Raw genomic sequence first — 14,969 nt, 5'->3', positions numbered from 1 at the left:
TGCCGTTCATGAAGAGAGTTTCATCTATACGCGTCATAGCGTCGCGATATACCCCGTCTTCCGATGGGACTGGTAGAATCGCCGCCGGTTCACACGAGGTTTTTCCATGCACGATCCCCACAGCGAACGCATGAGTGGCAGCGAGACCCGCGCGGCGAGCGGTCTGGCCCTGGTGTTCGCCTTCCGTATGCTTGGCATGTTCATGGTGTTGCCGGTGCTGGCGACCTATGGCATGGATCTGGCGGGAGCGACCCCGGCCCTGATCGGGCTGGCGATTGGCGCTTACGGTCTGACCCAGGCAATTTTCCAGATTCCGTTCGGGATCATTTCCGACCGCATCGGTCGTCGACCGGTGATCTACCTCGGCCTGATCGTCTTCGCTCTGGGCAGTGTTCTGGCTTCCCAGGCCGATTCGATCTGGGGCGTGATCGCCGGGCGAATCCTGCAGGGCGCCGGGGCGATTTCTGCAGCGGTGATGGCGCTGCTTTCCGATCTGACTCGCGAGCAGCATCGGACCAAAGCCATGGCGATGATCGGCATGACCATCGGCCTCTCATTCGCCGTGGCGATGGTGGTCGGGCCGTTACTGACCAGTGCGTTCGGGCTGTCCGGGCTGTTCCTCGCCACTGGCGCCATGGCGCTGGTCGGCATCCTGATCATCATGTTCATGGTGCCGCAATCCACCGGGCCGTTGCAGCACCGGGAATCCGGCGTGGCCCGACAGGCGCTGATGCCGACGCTCAAGCACCCGGACCTGCTGCGCCTGGATCTGGGCATCTTTGTGTTACATGCCATGTTGATGTCGAGCTTCGTCGCCTTGCCGCTGGCACTGGTGGAAAAAGCCGGTTTGCCCAAGGAACAGCACTGGTGGGTCTACCTCACCGCGCTGCTGATTTCGTTCTTCGCCATGATCCCGTTCATTATCTACGGCGAGAAGAAACGCAAAATGAAACGAGTTTTGCTCGGCGCCGTCATGACATTGATGCTGACTGAACTATTCTTCTGGCAGTTCGGCGACAGCCTGCGTGCTCTGGTGATCGGTACGGTGGTGTTTTTCACCGCGTTCAATCTGCTCGAGGCATCGTTGCCGTCGCTGATCAGCAAGGTTTCACCGGCAGGCGGCAAGGGCACGGCCATGGGCGTGTACTCCACCAGCCAGTTCCTCGGTTCGGCACTCGGCGGGATACTCGGCGGCTGGTTGTTCCAGCATGGCGGTCTGTCGGTTGTGTTCCTCGGATGCGCCGCGCTGGCTGCACTTTGGCTGGCCTTTGCTGTTACCATGCGCGAACCTCCCTACGTGACGAGCCTGCGCTTGCCGTTGTCGCCCGAAGCGATCCGCGAAGCGGGTCTGGTCGAGCGCCTCAAGGCCCTGGTAGGGGTAACAGATGCAGTGATAGTCGCCGAAGAGGCGGCTGTTTACATCAAACTGGACAAAGAATTAGTGGATCGCACCACCCTCGAACGCCTGGTCAACAACCCGGCCGGGGCTGCGTGCGACGCTTAGGAGAACGTTATGGCCCGTGGGGTTAACAAAGTCATATTGGTCGGCACTTGCGGCCAGGATCCCGAAGTTCGCTACCTGCCTAACGGTAATGCCGTGACCAACCTGAGTCTGGCCACCAGCGAACAATGGACCGACAAGCAGACCGGTCAGAAGGTCGAGAAAACCGAGTGGCACCGTGTGTCGATGTTCGGCAAGGTTGCCGAGATCGCCGGTGAATACCTGCGCAAGGGTTCGCAGGTCTACATCGAAGGCAAGCTGCAGACCCGCGAGTGGGAAAAGGACGGCATCAAGCGTTACACCACTGAAATCGTGGTCGACATGCAAGGCACCATGCAACTGCTCGGCGGCCGTCCACAACAGGGCGATCAGCAAGGCGGCGGCAACAACTACCAGCAGCAGGCGCCACGTCAGCAGGCACCGCGCCCGCAGCAGTCGGCTCCACAGCAGCGTTCGGCTCCGCAAGCACCGCAGCAGGCCGCACCGCAACCGGCTCCGGATTTCGACAGCTTCGATGACGATATTCCGTTCTGATTTGCCGCTGTAACCGTCTTGAATGAAAAAGGCCCGTCGCTTAAACGACGGGCCTTTTTTGTGAGGCAATTTCAGCGCGACCCCTATCACCTGTAGGAGCTGACGAGTGCAACGAGGCTGCGATCTTTTGACGTTGCTTCTGAAGACCAAAAGATCGCAGCCTCGTTGCACTCGTCAGCTCCTACATGAGGAATTGTTTCAGTCGAGGATCAGGTGCGGCAGGAATCGACTTGAATCCTTGGTGATCAGACTATTGTCCTCGCGCACACCAATCCCCGCCGCCTCATCACCAATCACCCACGAGCCAATCAGCGTGTAGCTGTCGCCAAACTTCGGCAGCGGTGCGAACTCCTGCAGGATGAATGGCGCATCGGTGTAAGGCCCGTCCTCTTTGACGATCAGACCTTCCACTGTTTGCAGTTCGATGTTGGCACCTTCGCGGGAAAAGTACGGCTTGCGCACCCAGCCCTTCGGCACCGCACTCTGCGGATTCGGATCAAGGTGAGCAGCGAGCAGATTCGGATGGCCCTTGTGCAATTCCCACAGCAGCGGCAGCGCACCTTTGTTCGACAGAATCGCCTTCCACGCCGGTTCGAAAAACTGCGTATCGCATTCGGCGATCGCTGCGCCGAACGGCTCGTGGAAGATGAATTCCCAGGCGTGCAGCTTGAACAGGTGCGGGATCCAGCGATCCTGCAGATCGACGAAACGACCTTCAGCCGTCAGGCCAATGTCTTCGATATCGATGTGGCGTGATTCGATGCCGACCTTTTCCGCGATCAGCCGCAGGTAATCGGTGGTGCCTTTGTCCTCGACCGAATCCTTCATCGACGCAAAGTAGAACGGCCGCTTCAACTGCAACTGGGCGAAGGCCTGATGCAGCTTGGTGTCGATGCTGTTGAACTGGTCAGCATGTGGCGGCAGCGTGCCACGCTCGATGCACTGTTCCAGCCAGCCCCATTGAAACGCCGCCGCCTCATAGAGGCTGGTCGGCGTGTCGTAGTTGAGCTCCAGCAGTTTCGCCGGCCCGTTGCCGCTGTAGGAAAAGTCCATGCGACCGTACAGATGCGGATGACCTTCGCGCCAGGAGGTGCGGATCATGTCGTAGTACGCCGCCGGGATACTCAGGCGATCGAGCAACTCCTCGCTGTTGACCACGCGATCCACCAGGTCCATGCACATCTCATGCAGTTCGGTGGTCGGGTCTTCCAGATCGTTTTCGATCTGCGCGAGGCTGAACTGGTAGTAGGCGCTTTCGTCCCAGTACGGTTCGTCGTCGATGGTGTGGAACAGGAAACCGAGGCTTTCGGCGGTGTGTTTCCAGTCGGGGCGCTCGGCGCAGTGGATCTTTTTCATGTCAGCTGCTCGAGCGTCCGGAACTGCTGCCCCAGCCACCCCAACCGCTGCGGGCACTGGACTGACTGCCGAAACCGCCGCGCGAAGTCGACGACGCAACGTTCACCGGTTTGCTCTTGCTGCTCTCGTAATCCGATTGGCTGCGCGAGGTTGTGTCAGCTCGGCGGTACTGCGTTGAGGTGTTGTACGGCTGGCGCGTTTCGCGATCACGGTAAACGGTGCGTTCGGCGTTGTTGCTCATTGCGTTGCCGATCAGCCAGCCGGTCAGCCAGCCATTGCCGCCACCACCTGAGCCACCGGAATAGTGCGAGCCGCCGTGGCTGGCGCTGCTGCTCGTGGTGTCTCCCGCCGGCATTTGCGAATTGGCGATGGCATCAAGATCCTGCGGCGTCTCGGCATTGCCCGGCACTTTGAAGCCGCCGAGTTTCGGCACGAAACGGCCATCGGAATTTTTCTGACACCAGCCAGCGGCAAAGTCTGCGTCGCACTTGGCCTTGTCGGTGTAGGCCGGGGCGATGCGCCGGTGTTCGTTCAGGGCGGCGACGTAGGCGCTGGAGCAGAGATCGGCGGCCAATTCGGCGTCGACACACTGTTCAACGCTCTGGAAGTTGCGCGGCTGATCCAGCGCCGCTGCTTCACCGGAAATCGCCATCGCCACCGATGCGGCGAGGGACAATTGCACGTATTTGCTGCGTTTCATCGAGAGGCTTCCTGCCGGTCAGTGGGACGGGGTCATGCACGCGGCATTGAGCATGCCGACGCTGATCGCCACGGCGGCGACATAAATGCCGGCGGCGACTTCGCCGTTGGCGATGCGCTGGGACGTGCCCTTGAGCACCAGCCCGGTCGCAACAAACGCCAACAGCTGCACGACTGCAGCGATGACTGCCCAGAGGACGAAGTCGAGCACGTTGACCGAGTAGGCGATCACGTTGCTCGCCGGAATCGCGAAACCGATGATCGCCCCGGACAGGGCAATGGCGGCGGCAGTGTTGCCGGCACGGATCAGCTCGAATTCCTTGTGCGCGGTGATGCGCGTGTAGACGAATTGAAACAGCATGAACAGCAACACGGCGCCGATCAGGTAGACGACAAAACCGACCAGCGCGGTTTTGTTCAGAGAAACGGCCAAGACTTCCAGCATGAAAAACTTCCTTTTTTAGATGGCGCTCAAATCAGTCGTGTACAGCGAGATGCCGAGCGAAGTGCTCAGGCTGACGGTGCCTTCTTCGTCCTGTTCGACGGAGAACAGCAGCAGTTCGCGGCGATCGGTCAGGCCGGTGTCGCGGGCATACAGCATGGCGTGGTGCTTGATGGTGTAGGACTCGTCCGGATTGACCACGTGTTCGGTCATCGGCACCAGTTCGGTCTGCTGCAGCTCGGTGCCCCATTCGCGGGTGTATTCAACACCGTCGTGGTGGTAGGTCGGCAGACCGATCAGGCTGTTGGGGCCGGCCAGACGCTGCAGTTCGGCGTCACTGTTGACCGTCACGTAGCTGAGGTAATTGAACAGGGTGACCGACTCGACCTGATCATCGCCGGTGACGTGGATCTGCACCCAGAAATCCTCGTCGTTCATGTAATAGCGGTGCAGTTTGTTGGACTGGCCGAGATCGACCCAGCCCGCGCTCCACACCGCTTGATCGAATGGCACCCGCACCGAAGTCGAGCCTTCCAGCAGCAATGCCAGGGTCGTGTCGAAGCGCACGCCTTTGCCTTGTGCCATGCCCAATGGGCCGCTGGCGGCGGTGGTCGTTGGCGCAGCGGTCTGCCAATTGCTGGTGCCGAGCAAGTCTTTAAACCATCCCATGGGTACGTTCCTTGAAGCGGGTGGAGGTGTTCGGGTGAAAAAGTGGCGGTAGTGTAACGGGCGAAGCGGTGAACGAGCAGGGGCAATTACGCCGCAAAACCATGTGGGAGCGAGCCTGCTCGCGAATGGGTTGTGTCAGTCACTCGATTATTTGACTGTCACGACGCTTTCGCGAGCAGGCTCGCTCCCACAAGTTACCGTTCAGTCATTACTGCGCGGACTTCTGCTTCAGGCGCTCAAGGATTGCATTGGCGCTGCCTTCGTTCGGCGTGATGCCGGCGTCGCGCAGTTTGCGTTCCAGGTCGTTGCCGGTGGAGGCGTCGGCCAGTTCGTCCGCTGCGCTCAGCTCGGCAGCGCGTTGCTGCTGCTTGGCTTGCAGGCGGTTCAGGGTGCCGACCGCGGTTTCCAGTTTGCCGTTGGCGCCGCCGCTGGCAATCGAGGCGCTGACCTGGGCTTTCTGCACGCTGTCGCGGGCCTTGGCCATGTCCACTTGCTGGCGCAGGCTCTTGATCCGCGATTCGGCTTTGCTGATGTCTTTGCGCATGTTGTCGGCGTAGGCGCCGAATTCATCGCTGAGTTTCTTCTCGGCAGCGAGGTCGTTGGTCAGGGTCGAAATCGCTTCGGCCACTTCCAGCGCCAGGTCTTCACGGCCGGCATTCAACGCGGCCACAGCCTTGGCTTCGAGGTCCTTGATCTTGGCGTCGTATTCGCTGACGCGGTCGGCGGCCAGTTTGTGCTTGGCCATGATCGTTACCAGTTCGCGGCGGGCATTGGACAGCGCGGTGTCCGCGTCGCGGATTTCCTGATCGAGGATGCGCAGGGCCTGCTGGTCGGCGATGGCTTCGCCAACTTCATTGGCGCCGCCGCGCAGTGCGGTGAACAACTTGCTCCAGATGGACTGAGTCATTGGATATTCCCTGTTGATTACTTGAAGAAGTGTTCGAAGGCTTCGCTGGCGCGCTGCACGTTGTCGACCAGGGTTTTCACCTCGGTGACGACGTTGGTCAGGCTCGAATCAGCACTGAGGGCGCCGAACATGTTGTAGACGGTCTGCCCGTTCGGCATCGATTCGATCCCGATCGAAGACAGCGGGAACATCTCGCGGCTGCGCAGTACGGCATCGTTGAACGCCTGGACATTGCTGATCGAATCGATGTCCACCAGCACGGTGTCGACGATGATCTGCTGGCCGGCCAGGGCGATGTGAATCGGCAGACCACCGAATTCGTTCATTTCCAGCTTGATGCTCGGCTCGGAGCTCTGGATCAGGGACAGCGAAATCTCTTGGGAAGCCACCTCGTCCAGCGCCTTGAGGGCATTGAAGAGGCTGTCGATGGTCCAGTTGTTGCCTGCGCTCATGTATTTCTCCGACATGAAAGAGCCAGCCAGAATCGGTTGGCGTAGCTGTTGCTCCATTTGCTTGAGCAAGCTTCGGTTTTCCGGAAGCACCCAAGTTTCGTGTTTCACATAACCGGCGGCGGCCAGGCCTGCGCGCATCTGCTTCATGTAGAAGCTCGACGGTTTTTTCGCTGACGTCTTGCCACGTTCGCCCTTGGGGCTGGCTGCGGCAGGCGTCGGAGTGCGGCTTGTCATGGCTGGAATCCGGTTATGAGCGTCTCACGCGTGGGCCACACTACAACCAATGCAAAGTGCCATCAATGACTCACGCGTGAGATTTTCATGACAGACGCAAAAAGGCCCGCAACATGGCGGGCCTGTAGGTTGAGCAGTTGTTGCTAGGCGTTGCTGTGCAGGAACTGCTCAGTCGATACCACGCTGGCGTAGGCAAAACCCAGCGCCGACATGAATGCTGCGTGCACATGAGCGGCCGGCACCGTCAGGCCATTGAATTCCAGATCACGGCTGGCGCAGGCATCGTGAATCACCGTGACCGCATACCCCATGTCCGCCGCCGCGCGGGTGATGCCATCGACGCACATATGGCTCATGCTGCCGACCACCACAAGGTCGGTGATGCCGTGTTCGTCGAGCACCGATTTCAGCTCAGTCTCACGGAACGAGTTGACGAAGTGCTTGAGCACCACCGGCTCGTCGGCGCGGTTGAGCACTTTCGGATGCAGTTTCGCGCCTTCGGAGCCGGGAGTGAAAAAAGGCGCATCGTCGGAGGTGAATTCATGCCGAATGTGCACCACCGGATTGCCCGTTTCGCGAAAGACTGCGATCAGCCGTGCGGCGTTGTCGGCAGCGGCGTCGGCGCCGACCAGCGGCCACTTGCCTTGGGGGAAGTAGTCGTTCTGGATATCGACTACGATGAGCGCTTGCTTGGCCATGGGATTGTCCTCGAGACGGTGATTGGGTGTGGCCTCAGTATTGACGCTGGCCGAGGATTCGAGGATTGGCCGCACCGACAATAGACGGGGGAAAACTGACAATGGCTGCACAAAGAGCCGCCACCGCTGAACTGGGCGTGCTGATTTACCCCGGCGCGCAACTGGCGGCGGTGCACGGTCTGACCGATCTGTTCGCCGTGGCCAATCGCATCGCTGCCGAGTATCGGGCTGTGCAATTGCCCGTGCTGCGAGTCAGTCACTGGCAGGTCGATGGCGAGCAGTTGCCGGCGCGGGTCTATGACAGTCATCCGGGCGACGAGGACGTTTTGCTCGCCGTGCTGATTCCGCCGTCCCTCGGCGGGTTCGATGCGGCGCAGATGACCGCGAGTCTTGCGCAATGGCTGCGCGATCAGCATGCGCGCGGCGCAACGCTTGGCGGTGTTTGTGTGGGCTCGTTGATGCTCGCTGAAAGCGGCTTGCTCGACGGTCGCAGCGCCACCACCCACTGGACCTCGGCCCAGGCGTTTGCCGAGCGTTACCCGAAGATCAAACTGAAGGCCGACACGCCGATTGTCGACGACGGCGACCTGATCACCACGGCCGGGCTGATGGCCTGGTCGGAACTGGGACTGCGTCTGGTCGATCGCTTGCTCGGCCCGAGCATCGCCACCGCGACCGCGCGTTTTCTGGTGATGGAACACAGCGACAGCGCCAGTGAATGCGGAAGCAATTTCGCACCGATCCTCAGCCATGGCGACGCGGCGATTCTCAAGGTCCAGCACTGGCTGCAAAGCACCGGGGCGACGGATGTTTCGCTGAACGCGATGGCCGAGCGCGCGGGCCTTGAAGAACGCACTTTCCTGCGCCGATTCCGCGCCGCGACAGGCTTGAAACCGACCGAGTATTGCCAGCACCTGCGGGTCGGCAAGGCGCGGGAAATGCTCGAGTTCACCAATGGCACGATCGACCACATTGCCTGGACTGTCGGCTATCAGGATCCGGGCGCGTTTCGTGCGATCTTCAAGAAGATTACCGGGCTGGGGCCGAGTGATTACCGTGGGCGGTTTGGTGTGAACCCCGCTCCCAGAACGACGATGAACTAATGTGGGAGCGAGCCTGCTCGCGAAGGCGCTGGATCTACAGAATTGTAGTCGGCTGACACTACGCTTTCGCGAGCAGGCTCGCTCCCACAATGATCGCGGCGAGGATGAGAGATCGTGCAATTTGCCGGAGTTTTGCGCGCTGTCGTGCAGTTTGAAACAGGCGTGATGCCAGCACTTGTCTGGCAAACGCCGGATAACCGGGCGATTGCGGCCGATTGCTCATTGGCCTGATCTCTGCAATTTCCCTGAGTGAACCCATCGACTGATGCAAGGGGAACGCATGACCCCGACACCCAGCAACAAAATCGTCGTGGCCCATTCGGTGCGTGCCGAGGCGCCGCAACATGAAGTCGAGACCAACAAGGCCCTGGCGCGTTGGCTGGCGCAGATTCTCGGCTGCAAATTCGGCGGCAGTTACGATCCAGCCAAACATCAGGGCCGCGAGCTGTATCTGCTGCCAACGCAAACCATCGTCGGCGCCGCCCACGCGCAAGCACTTGGCATCAACGGCCCCGATGACTTGTGGGGCGGTTACGTCGAATACGATTTCATCTGCACCAAAGCCATCAGCCACGGTTTGCGCAGTCATCTGGCGCACGCGCCGCAGGGCTGGTCGCCGCTGTTTTCGGAGCGGGTGCGCAACGTTGTGCTCGACGGTCTCAGCGTATTCGCCCTGGAAGATGCGCGGCCCGCCGCCGAGCATCTGTTGTACGCCGGGCCGATTCGCTTGAAGCCGATTCACGCTTGCGCCGGTCGCGGCCAGGAAGTGATCAAAAGCCTCGACGCGTTCGATGAAATCCTTGCGCGGCCCGAGGCGCAAAATCTGTTCAAGGACGGCGTAGTGCTGGAGCAGGACTTGAGCAACGTCGTCACCCACAGCGTCGGCCAGTCGTTCATCGGCGGCAAAGTGTTGAGCTACTGCGGTGATCAATACTTGACCGAGGACGGCCAGGGCGAAGAGGTCTACGGCGGTTCGAACTTGCTGGTGGTGCAGGGCGGCTATGACGAGTTGCTCGCGCTGGATCTGCCTGATGATGTGCGTCTGGCCATCGAGCAGGCGCAGGTCTTCGACAGTGCCGCCAACGAAGCCTACCCACGCTTCTTCGCCTCGCGGCGCAATTACGATATCGCCCAAGGCGTCGACGCCAGCGGCAACCCGCGCAGCGGCGTGCTCGAACAATCCTGGCGCATGGGCGGTGCCAGCAGCGCTGAAGTGGCCGCGTTGCAGAGCTTCGTCAACGATCCACAGATGCGCGCCATCCGTGTGTCGTCGGTGGAAACCTACATCGATCAGGCGCTGCCGGCGGACGCCATCGAGGTCTATCGCGGCCCGGCGGAAAACAGCGCGTTTCTTCTCAAATATGTGACGGTCCAATCCTATGACGGCTAGAAGCGAATGCATTCAAATCGACATTGATGACGAACAGATGAGCGGGACCTTTCTCAGTCCCAAATCGAAAGTCCCGGGGGTGTTGTTCGTGCACGGTTGGGGCGGCAGTCAGGAGCGTGATCTGGAACGGGCCAAAGGCATCGCCGGCCTCGGTTGCGTGTGCCTGACTTTCGACCTGCGCGGGCATACCGGCGGCACCGGAATCCCGCTGACCCGGGTGACCCGTGAAGACAATCTGCGTGACTTGCTGGCGGCCTACGATCGCTTGCTGGCGCACCCGGCCCTCGACACTTCGGCAATTGCCGTGGTCGGCACCAGTTATGGCGGTTATCTGGCCTCGATCCTGACGTCACTGCGCCCGGTGCGCTGGCTGGCGCTGCGCGTGCCGGCGCTGTACCGCGACGAGCAATGGCACACGCCCAAACGCGATCTGGACAAGGCCGACCTGCGCGATTATCGCAATACGCTGGTGCGCGCCGACAGCAATCGCGCCCTGCATGCCTGTTCGCAATTCACCGGCGACGTGCTGTTGGTGGAATCGGAAACCGACGATTTCGTGCCCCACGCGACGATCATGAGTTACCGCGCCGCATGTCAGCAGACTCACTCGTTGACCCATCGGATTATTGATGGCGCCGATCACGCGTTGAGTGATCCGGTGTCACAGCAGGCCTACACCTCGATCCTGGTGGACTGGATTACCGAGATGGTGGTGGGGGAGCGGTTGAGCATTATCCAATCCAGATGATGTTTCGCATGTACCGGCCCCTTCGCGAGCAGGCTCGCTCCCACAGGTTGAACGCATTTCAAATGTAGGAGCTGCCGAAGGCTGCGATCTTTTGATGTTGATTCTAATGTGTGGGTTTCTTCTCGATCCGCAGCGCCTTGGCCTTGGCCTCCACCACCAGATACATCACCACCGTGATCAACAGCGGCAGCAGAAAATAAATCGCCCGATATGCCAGCAATCCCGCGACCAGACTGCCGCGCGATGCCTCATGCTGCAGCAACGCCACGAACACCGCCTCCAGCACACCCAGTCCCGCCGGAATATGCGTGATGACCCCGGCAATCGCGCTGATCAACAGCACGCCAAGCACCAGCGGATAATCCAGTTTGCTCGGCAGCAGAGTGAAGATCACCGCCGCCATCAGCGACCAGTTCAACGCCCCCAGCAACAATTGCAGCACCGCCATGCGCAGCGACGGCAGGTTGATTTCCACGCCGCGAATCGACCACTCGCGGCGCTTGGAAAACTGACACGCCGCCAGATAGCCGGCGCTGACCAGCAGCAGTAACACACCAACCAGTTGCAAGGCCGAACTGCTGAGTTTCCAGCCCGGCGGCATCGTCACCAGACCGCTGCTGAACACTACGCCTGCGATGGTCATGTAGCCGAACCAGTTGGTCGCCAGGCTCAGGCCAAGAATCTTGGCAATGTTGCCTTTGCTCACCCCCAGCCGCGAATACAAGCGATAGCGCATGGCGATGCCGCCGACCCAGGCGCTGAGATTGAGGTTGAAGGCGTAGCTGATGATGCCCACCGGCAGAATCTGCTTCCAGGTCAGATCCTGACGAATGTAAGTGCGACCGATCAGGTCGAAACTGGCGTACACCAGAAAACTCAGCAACGTCAGGCTGGCGGCGATGATCAGCGTGCGCACCTTGAAATCGGCGAGGGTCTCCAGCACCTCGGCCCATTCGATGCGCGTAGCGAACATCGTCAGCAAGACGATCAGCGCAAGGAAAAACAGGATGGTCAGCGGACGTTTCCAGCGGCTCCATTTCGACGGCGCCGCTTGTGTCGAATGGCTATCGGAGTGCACTTCGGAATGACTCATGGACGCGCACCTCGGAAAGGCTTCAGACGCGGTTTATGCGCCGGCAGCCAACCGGCCATGGCCGGGAAGTGCCGCAGGAAGTGGAACACCAGAAAGCCCACGGTCATGTGCCAGATGCGCCCGCGCGGCAACAGCTTGGCGTCCATGGCTTTGCAGTGGTTCTGGCTGAGGTCTTCGAGGCGTTCGTACAGGTGCTGATTGAACGCGCGGTCGCGGATCAGTACGTTGGCTTCCAGATTCAGCGACAGGCTCAGCGGGTCGAGATTGCTTGAGCCCACGGTGCTCCAGTCATCGTCGACCAGCGCGACCTTGCCGTGCAGCGGGCGTTGGCAGTATTCGTGAATCTGCACGCCGGCGCGCAACAGATAATCGTAGGTCATGCGCGCCGCCAGTTTCGCCACGAGCATGTCCGGCTGGCCTTGCAGGATCAGCCGCACCTCGACGCCACGGCGGGCGGCGTTGCGGATTTCGCGCAGCAAACGATAGCCGGGAAAGAAGTAGGCGTTGGCGATGATCACCCGGCGCTTGGCCTTGCGCAGCACCTGCAGATACACGTCTTCGATATCGGTGTTGTGTTGATCGTTATCGCGGAACACCAAGCGCACCTGGCCGTCGTGGTCGGTGAAGGCCATTTCCTCCAGACGCTGGCGCCGGCGCTGCCACCAGAACCGCGCGCGTCCGGGACGACCGCTTTGCAACAGGGCGAAGTGATGGATATCGGCGACCACCGGGCCTTGGATTTCAACCGAATAATCCTGCTTGGCTTCAGGGCCGAAGTCGGCCAGGTGATCGCCGGAAAAATTGATCCCGCCAATGAACGCGATCAAACCATCGACCACGACGATCTTGCGGTGCAAGCGGCGGAACCAGTTGGTGCGGATGCCCAGGTGCTTTGGCGCCGGATCGAAGATTTGCAGATGCACGCCGGCATCGCTCAAGGCCGACAGATAGCCGGTGCTCAGCTCGCCACAGCCGAAGCCGTCGAGGCTGACCGTGGTGCGCACGCCGCGCTGGGCGGCTTCGATGAGGATTTGCTGCAACTCGGCGCCGACCTTGTCTTCGAAAACGATGAAGGTCTCCAGCAGGATCTCGCTCTTGGCTGCGCGCATCGCTTCGAATACCCGGGGGAAATATTCCTCGCCGTTCTCCAGCAGCTCTACGCGGTTATTGCTGTGCCATTGATACTCGACGTCAACGTGGCCGGGCTCGCGCACCGGCGGGTTCAGCGGGACCGGGTCGACGGCGGATTTTTCCAGTGGCGCACTGTTCATAGTTCAATCTCCACCGATAACGGTGCGTGGTCGGAAAGGTGGGACCAGGGCCGGTTGGTCAAAACTTTCGGCCGGCTGGCCTTGAGGTTGCGTACGTAGATGCGGTCGAGTCGTAGCGCTGGCAGCCGCGCGGGAAAACTGCGCGCGGGTTTGCCGTACTGCTCGGCGAACACTTCGCGCAGGCCACAGGGCTTGAGCTGCGCATCGGCGCGCTGGCGCCAGTCGTTGAAATCGCCAGCGACAATCACCGGGGCGTCGGCGGGCAATTCGGCGAGGCGTTGCATCAGCAGATCCAGTTGCGCGTTGCGGTGGCTCTCGCGCAGGCCCAGATGCACGCAGATCGCGTGCACTTCGGTGCCGTCGCCAGGCAGGCGCAGCACGCAATGCAGCAGGCCACGGTTTTCATGGCCGCTGATCGACACGTCGAGGTTGTCGTGGCGGATGATCTGGAATTTCGACAGCAGCGCATTGCCGTGGTCGCCCGCCGGGTACACGGCATTGCGCCCGTAGGCGAATTGCGGCCAGAGGCTGTCGGCGAGGAATTCGTATTGCGGCATCGTCGGCCAGTTGTCGTAGCGTTTCGGATGCTGCTCGTGAGTACCGTGGACTTCCTGCAGAAACACCACGTCGGCAGCCACACTGCGCACCGCTTCACGCAGCTCCGGCAGGATGAAACGCCGGTTCAGCGCGGTGAAGCCCTTGTGGGTGTTGACCGTCAGTATGGTGAAGGTGCGCACCGAGGGCGCAACCACGGAGCCTTCGTCGGTGAAACCGACCGGTTCGGGAATGCTCATGACAGAACTCCTTCTGCGGCGACTTGCCCGGGAGTTGTGGCGAGGTCTTTGTCGAGGTCCAAGCGCTGCAACAAGTTGCGTGCGTCGTAGGGCGCGCGGACTTTGATGTCGTTGTCGAAGTAGCAGAACACTTCGCGGGATTTGCGCGCGCGGGGTTTCAGGCGTGGGGCTATCAGGTGGGCGTCCTCTGCCTGTTTACCGTGATGCCAGGCGTCGATGCGCTCTGCCCAGCGCTTGAGCGCTTGTTCGGAATAACCGCTGGCGTAGAGCTCTTCGGCGCCGTGCAGGCGCAGATAGACGAAGTCGCTGGTGAGGTCTTCGCGGTACGGCCATTTGCCGGCGGTGTCGGCAATGACCAGCGCGGTGTTATGGCGCTTGAGCAGGCGCACGAACTCCGGGTCGATAAAGCTCTCGTGACGGATTTCCACGGCATGGCGCAGCGGTTTCTTGCGCCAGGCTTTGACGCTGGCGTGGCCGGGCAGATGCGAGTCGTGCTGGCGGGCGAGGGCGGCTGCGGCTTGGGTATCGTGGGGCAGTTGCGCGAGAAACTGGTCGAAGCGCTCGGCGTCGAATTTGAAATTCGGCGGAAACTGCCAAAGGATCGGCCCGAGTTTTTCCTTCAGTTCCAGAACGCCCGAGGCGAAGAAATTCGCCAGCGGTTTTTCGATTTCGCGCAAGCGGCGCACGTGGGTGATGAAGCGCGGCGCCTTGACGCTGAAGACGAAGTCATCGGGGGTTTCGGCGTACCACTGGGCGTAACGTTCGGGTCGTTGCAGGGCGTAGAACGATCCATTGATTTCAATGCTGTTGACCGCGCGGGAGGCGAACTGCAGTTCGCGCTTCTGCGCCAGTCCCTTCGGGTAGAAATCCCCGCGCCACGGGGCGTAGCGCCAGCCTGAAATACCGATGTGAATCGTCGCCATCCCATCCTCCCGTAGAAAGTCCTCGTGTTGCCGATGTTCTGTGATGACTGCGGCGGGGGCGGGAAAGTTTCGGTGGTGTTACGGACGGTCGCGATTGGGAATTGCTTGCGATTCATTGTGGGAGCGAGCCTGCTCGCGAATACGGACTGTCAGTA

The 14,969-nt window shown here is 60.8% G+C and carries 16 protein-coding genes; 5 read left to right on the top strand and 11 right to left on the bottom strand.

Features of this window, described 5'->3' with window-relative positions; genetic code table 11:
• Positions 1–106: 106 nt before the first annotated feature.
• Together FEE99_RS00455 and FEE99_RS00450 are read left to right on the top strand one after the other, a co-directional pair.
• Complete coding sequence (locus tag FEE99_RS00455; protein WP_041477665.1) at positions 107–1,504, top strand: MFS transporter; 1,398 nt, start codon at positions 107–109, stop codon at positions 1,502–1,504.
• Positions 1,505–1,513: 9 nt separating this feature from the next.
• Positions 1,514–2,035: a single-stranded DNA-binding protein gene (locus FEE99_RS00450; protein ID WP_041477666.1), complete on the top strand. Its 522-nt coding sequence runs from the start codon at positions 1,514–1,516 to the stop codon at positions 2,033–2,035.
• A gap of 198 nt (positions 2,036–2,233) precedes the next feature.
• Here the strand turns inward: FEE99_RS00450 and FEE99_RS00445 are convergent, their stop codons facing one another.
• The 7 genes from FEE99_RS00445 to FEE99_RS00415 form a co-directional block, all read right to left on the bottom strand.
• The gene (locus FEE99_RS00445) at positions 2,234–3,391 is read right to left on the bottom strand and encodes a glutathionylspermidine synthase family protein (protein ID WP_041477667.1); all 1,158 of its coding nucleotides are present in this window, start codon (positions 3,389–3,391) and stop codon (positions 2,234–2,236) included.
• Between the two features lies 1 nt (position 3,392).
• On the bottom strand, positions 3,393–4,091 hold the full coding sequence (locus tag FEE99_RS00440) for a DUF1190 domain-containing protein (protein ID WP_041477668.1): 699 nt from the start codon (positions 4,089–4,091) through the stop codon (positions 3,393–3,395).
• An 18-nt stretch (positions 4,092–4,109) separates the two neighbouring features.
• The gene (locus tag FEE99_RS00435; RefSeq protein WP_016772952.1) at positions 4,110–4,535 is read right to left on the bottom strand and encodes a DUF350 domain-containing protein; all 426 of its coding nucleotides are present in this window, start codon (positions 4,533–4,535) and stop codon (positions 4,110–4,112) included.
• A gap of 15 nt (positions 4,536–4,550) precedes the next feature.
• Positions 4,551–5,201, bottom strand: a complete 651-nt coding sequence (locus tag FEE99_RS00430; protein ID WP_041477669.1) for a DUF2491 family protein — start codon at positions 5,199–5,201, stop codon at positions 4,551–4,553.
• A gap of 208 nt (positions 5,202–5,409) precedes the next feature.
• Positions 5,410–6,108 (bottom strand): PspA/IM30 family protein, encoded by a 699-nt coding sequence (locus FEE99_RS00425; RefSeq protein ID WP_041477670.1) that lies wholly within the window; start codon positions 6,106–6,108, stop codon positions 5,410–5,412.
• 17 nt (positions 6,109–6,125) lie between these two features.
• Positions 6,126–6,707, bottom strand: coding sequence for a YjfI family protein (locus tag FEE99_RS00420; protein ID WP_225914461.1), 582 nt, complete (start codon positions 6,705–6,707; stop codon positions 6,126–6,128).
• Positions 6,708–6,937: 230 nt separating this feature from the next.
• Entirely contained in the window at positions 6,938–7,492 is a 555-nt protein-coding gene (locus FEE99_RS00415) for a cysteine hydrolase family protein (RefSeq protein ID WP_041477672.1), read from the bottom strand.
• Between the two features lie 101 nt (positions 7,493–7,593).
• On the opposite strand from FEE99_RS00415, the gene FEE99_RS00410 reads away from it, so the two are divergent.
• From FEE99_RS00410 to FEE99_RS00400, 3 genes are all read left to right on the top strand, one after another.
• Positions 7,594–8,595, top strand: coding sequence for a GlxA family transcriptional regulator (locus FEE99_RS00410; protein ID WP_041477673.1), 1,002 nt, complete (start codon positions 7,594–7,596; stop codon positions 8,593–8,595).
• A 280-nt stretch (positions 8,596–8,875) separates the two neighbouring features.
• Positions 8,876–9,985 (top strand): DUF3182 family protein, encoded by a 1,110-nt coding sequence (locus FEE99_RS00405; protein WP_041477674.1) that lies wholly within the window; start codon positions 8,876–8,878, stop codon positions 9,983–9,985.
• A complete protein-coding gene (locus FEE99_RS00400; RefSeq protein ID WP_041477675.1) occupies positions 9,975–10,733 on the top strand; it encodes an alpha/beta hydrolase family protein in 759 nt (252 codons plus the stop codon). The genes FEE99_RS00405 and FEE99_RS00400 overlap by 11 nt, the downstream gene beginning before the upstream one ends.
• Positions 10,734–10,836: 103 nt before the next feature.
• Here FEE99_RS00400 and FEE99_RS00395 read toward each other — a convergent pair whose 3' ends face one another.
• From FEE99_RS00395 to FEE99_RS00380, 4 genes are read right to left on the bottom strand one after another with little or no spacing between them, the layout of a single operon-like run.
• Positions 10,837–11,826: a lysylphosphatidylglycerol synthase domain-containing protein gene (locus FEE99_RS00395; protein ID WP_041477676.1), complete on the bottom strand. Its 990-nt coding sequence runs from the start codon at positions 11,824–11,826 to the stop codon at positions 10,837–10,839.
• Positions 11,823–13,097, bottom strand: a complete 1,275-nt coding sequence (clsB, locus tag FEE99_RS00390) for a cardiolipin synthase ClsB (RefSeq protein WP_016772961.1) — start codon at positions 13,095–13,097, stop codon at positions 11,823–11,825. Before clsB ends, FEE99_RS00395 begins: the two co-directional genes overlap by 4 nt.
• Positions 13,094–13,891: an endonuclease/exonuclease/phosphatase family protein gene (locus FEE99_RS00385; protein WP_041477677.1), complete on the bottom strand. Its 798-nt coding sequence runs from the start codon at positions 13,889–13,891 to the stop codon at positions 13,094–13,096. The genes clsB and FEE99_RS00385 overlap by 4 nt, the downstream gene beginning before the upstream one ends.
• Positions 13,888–14,814: a DUF72 domain-containing protein gene (locus FEE99_RS00380; RefSeq protein WP_041477678.1), complete on the bottom strand. Its 927-nt coding sequence runs from the start codon at positions 14,812–14,814 to the stop codon at positions 13,888–13,890. Before FEE99_RS00380 ends, FEE99_RS00385 begins: the two co-directional genes overlap by 4 nt.
• Positions 14,815–14,969 lie beyond the last annotated feature (155 nt).

It is taken from the genome of Pseudomonas sp. ef1, assembly GCF_007293365.2.
In the GTDB taxonomy this organism is placed as follows: Bacteria; Pseudomonadota; Gammaproteobacteria; order Pseudomonadales; family Pseudomonadaceae; genus Aquipseudomonas; species Aquipseudomonas siliginis.
The sequence above is the reverse complement of the archived record's forward strand: the minus strand, read 5'-3'. Positions and strand labels throughout refer to the sequence as shown.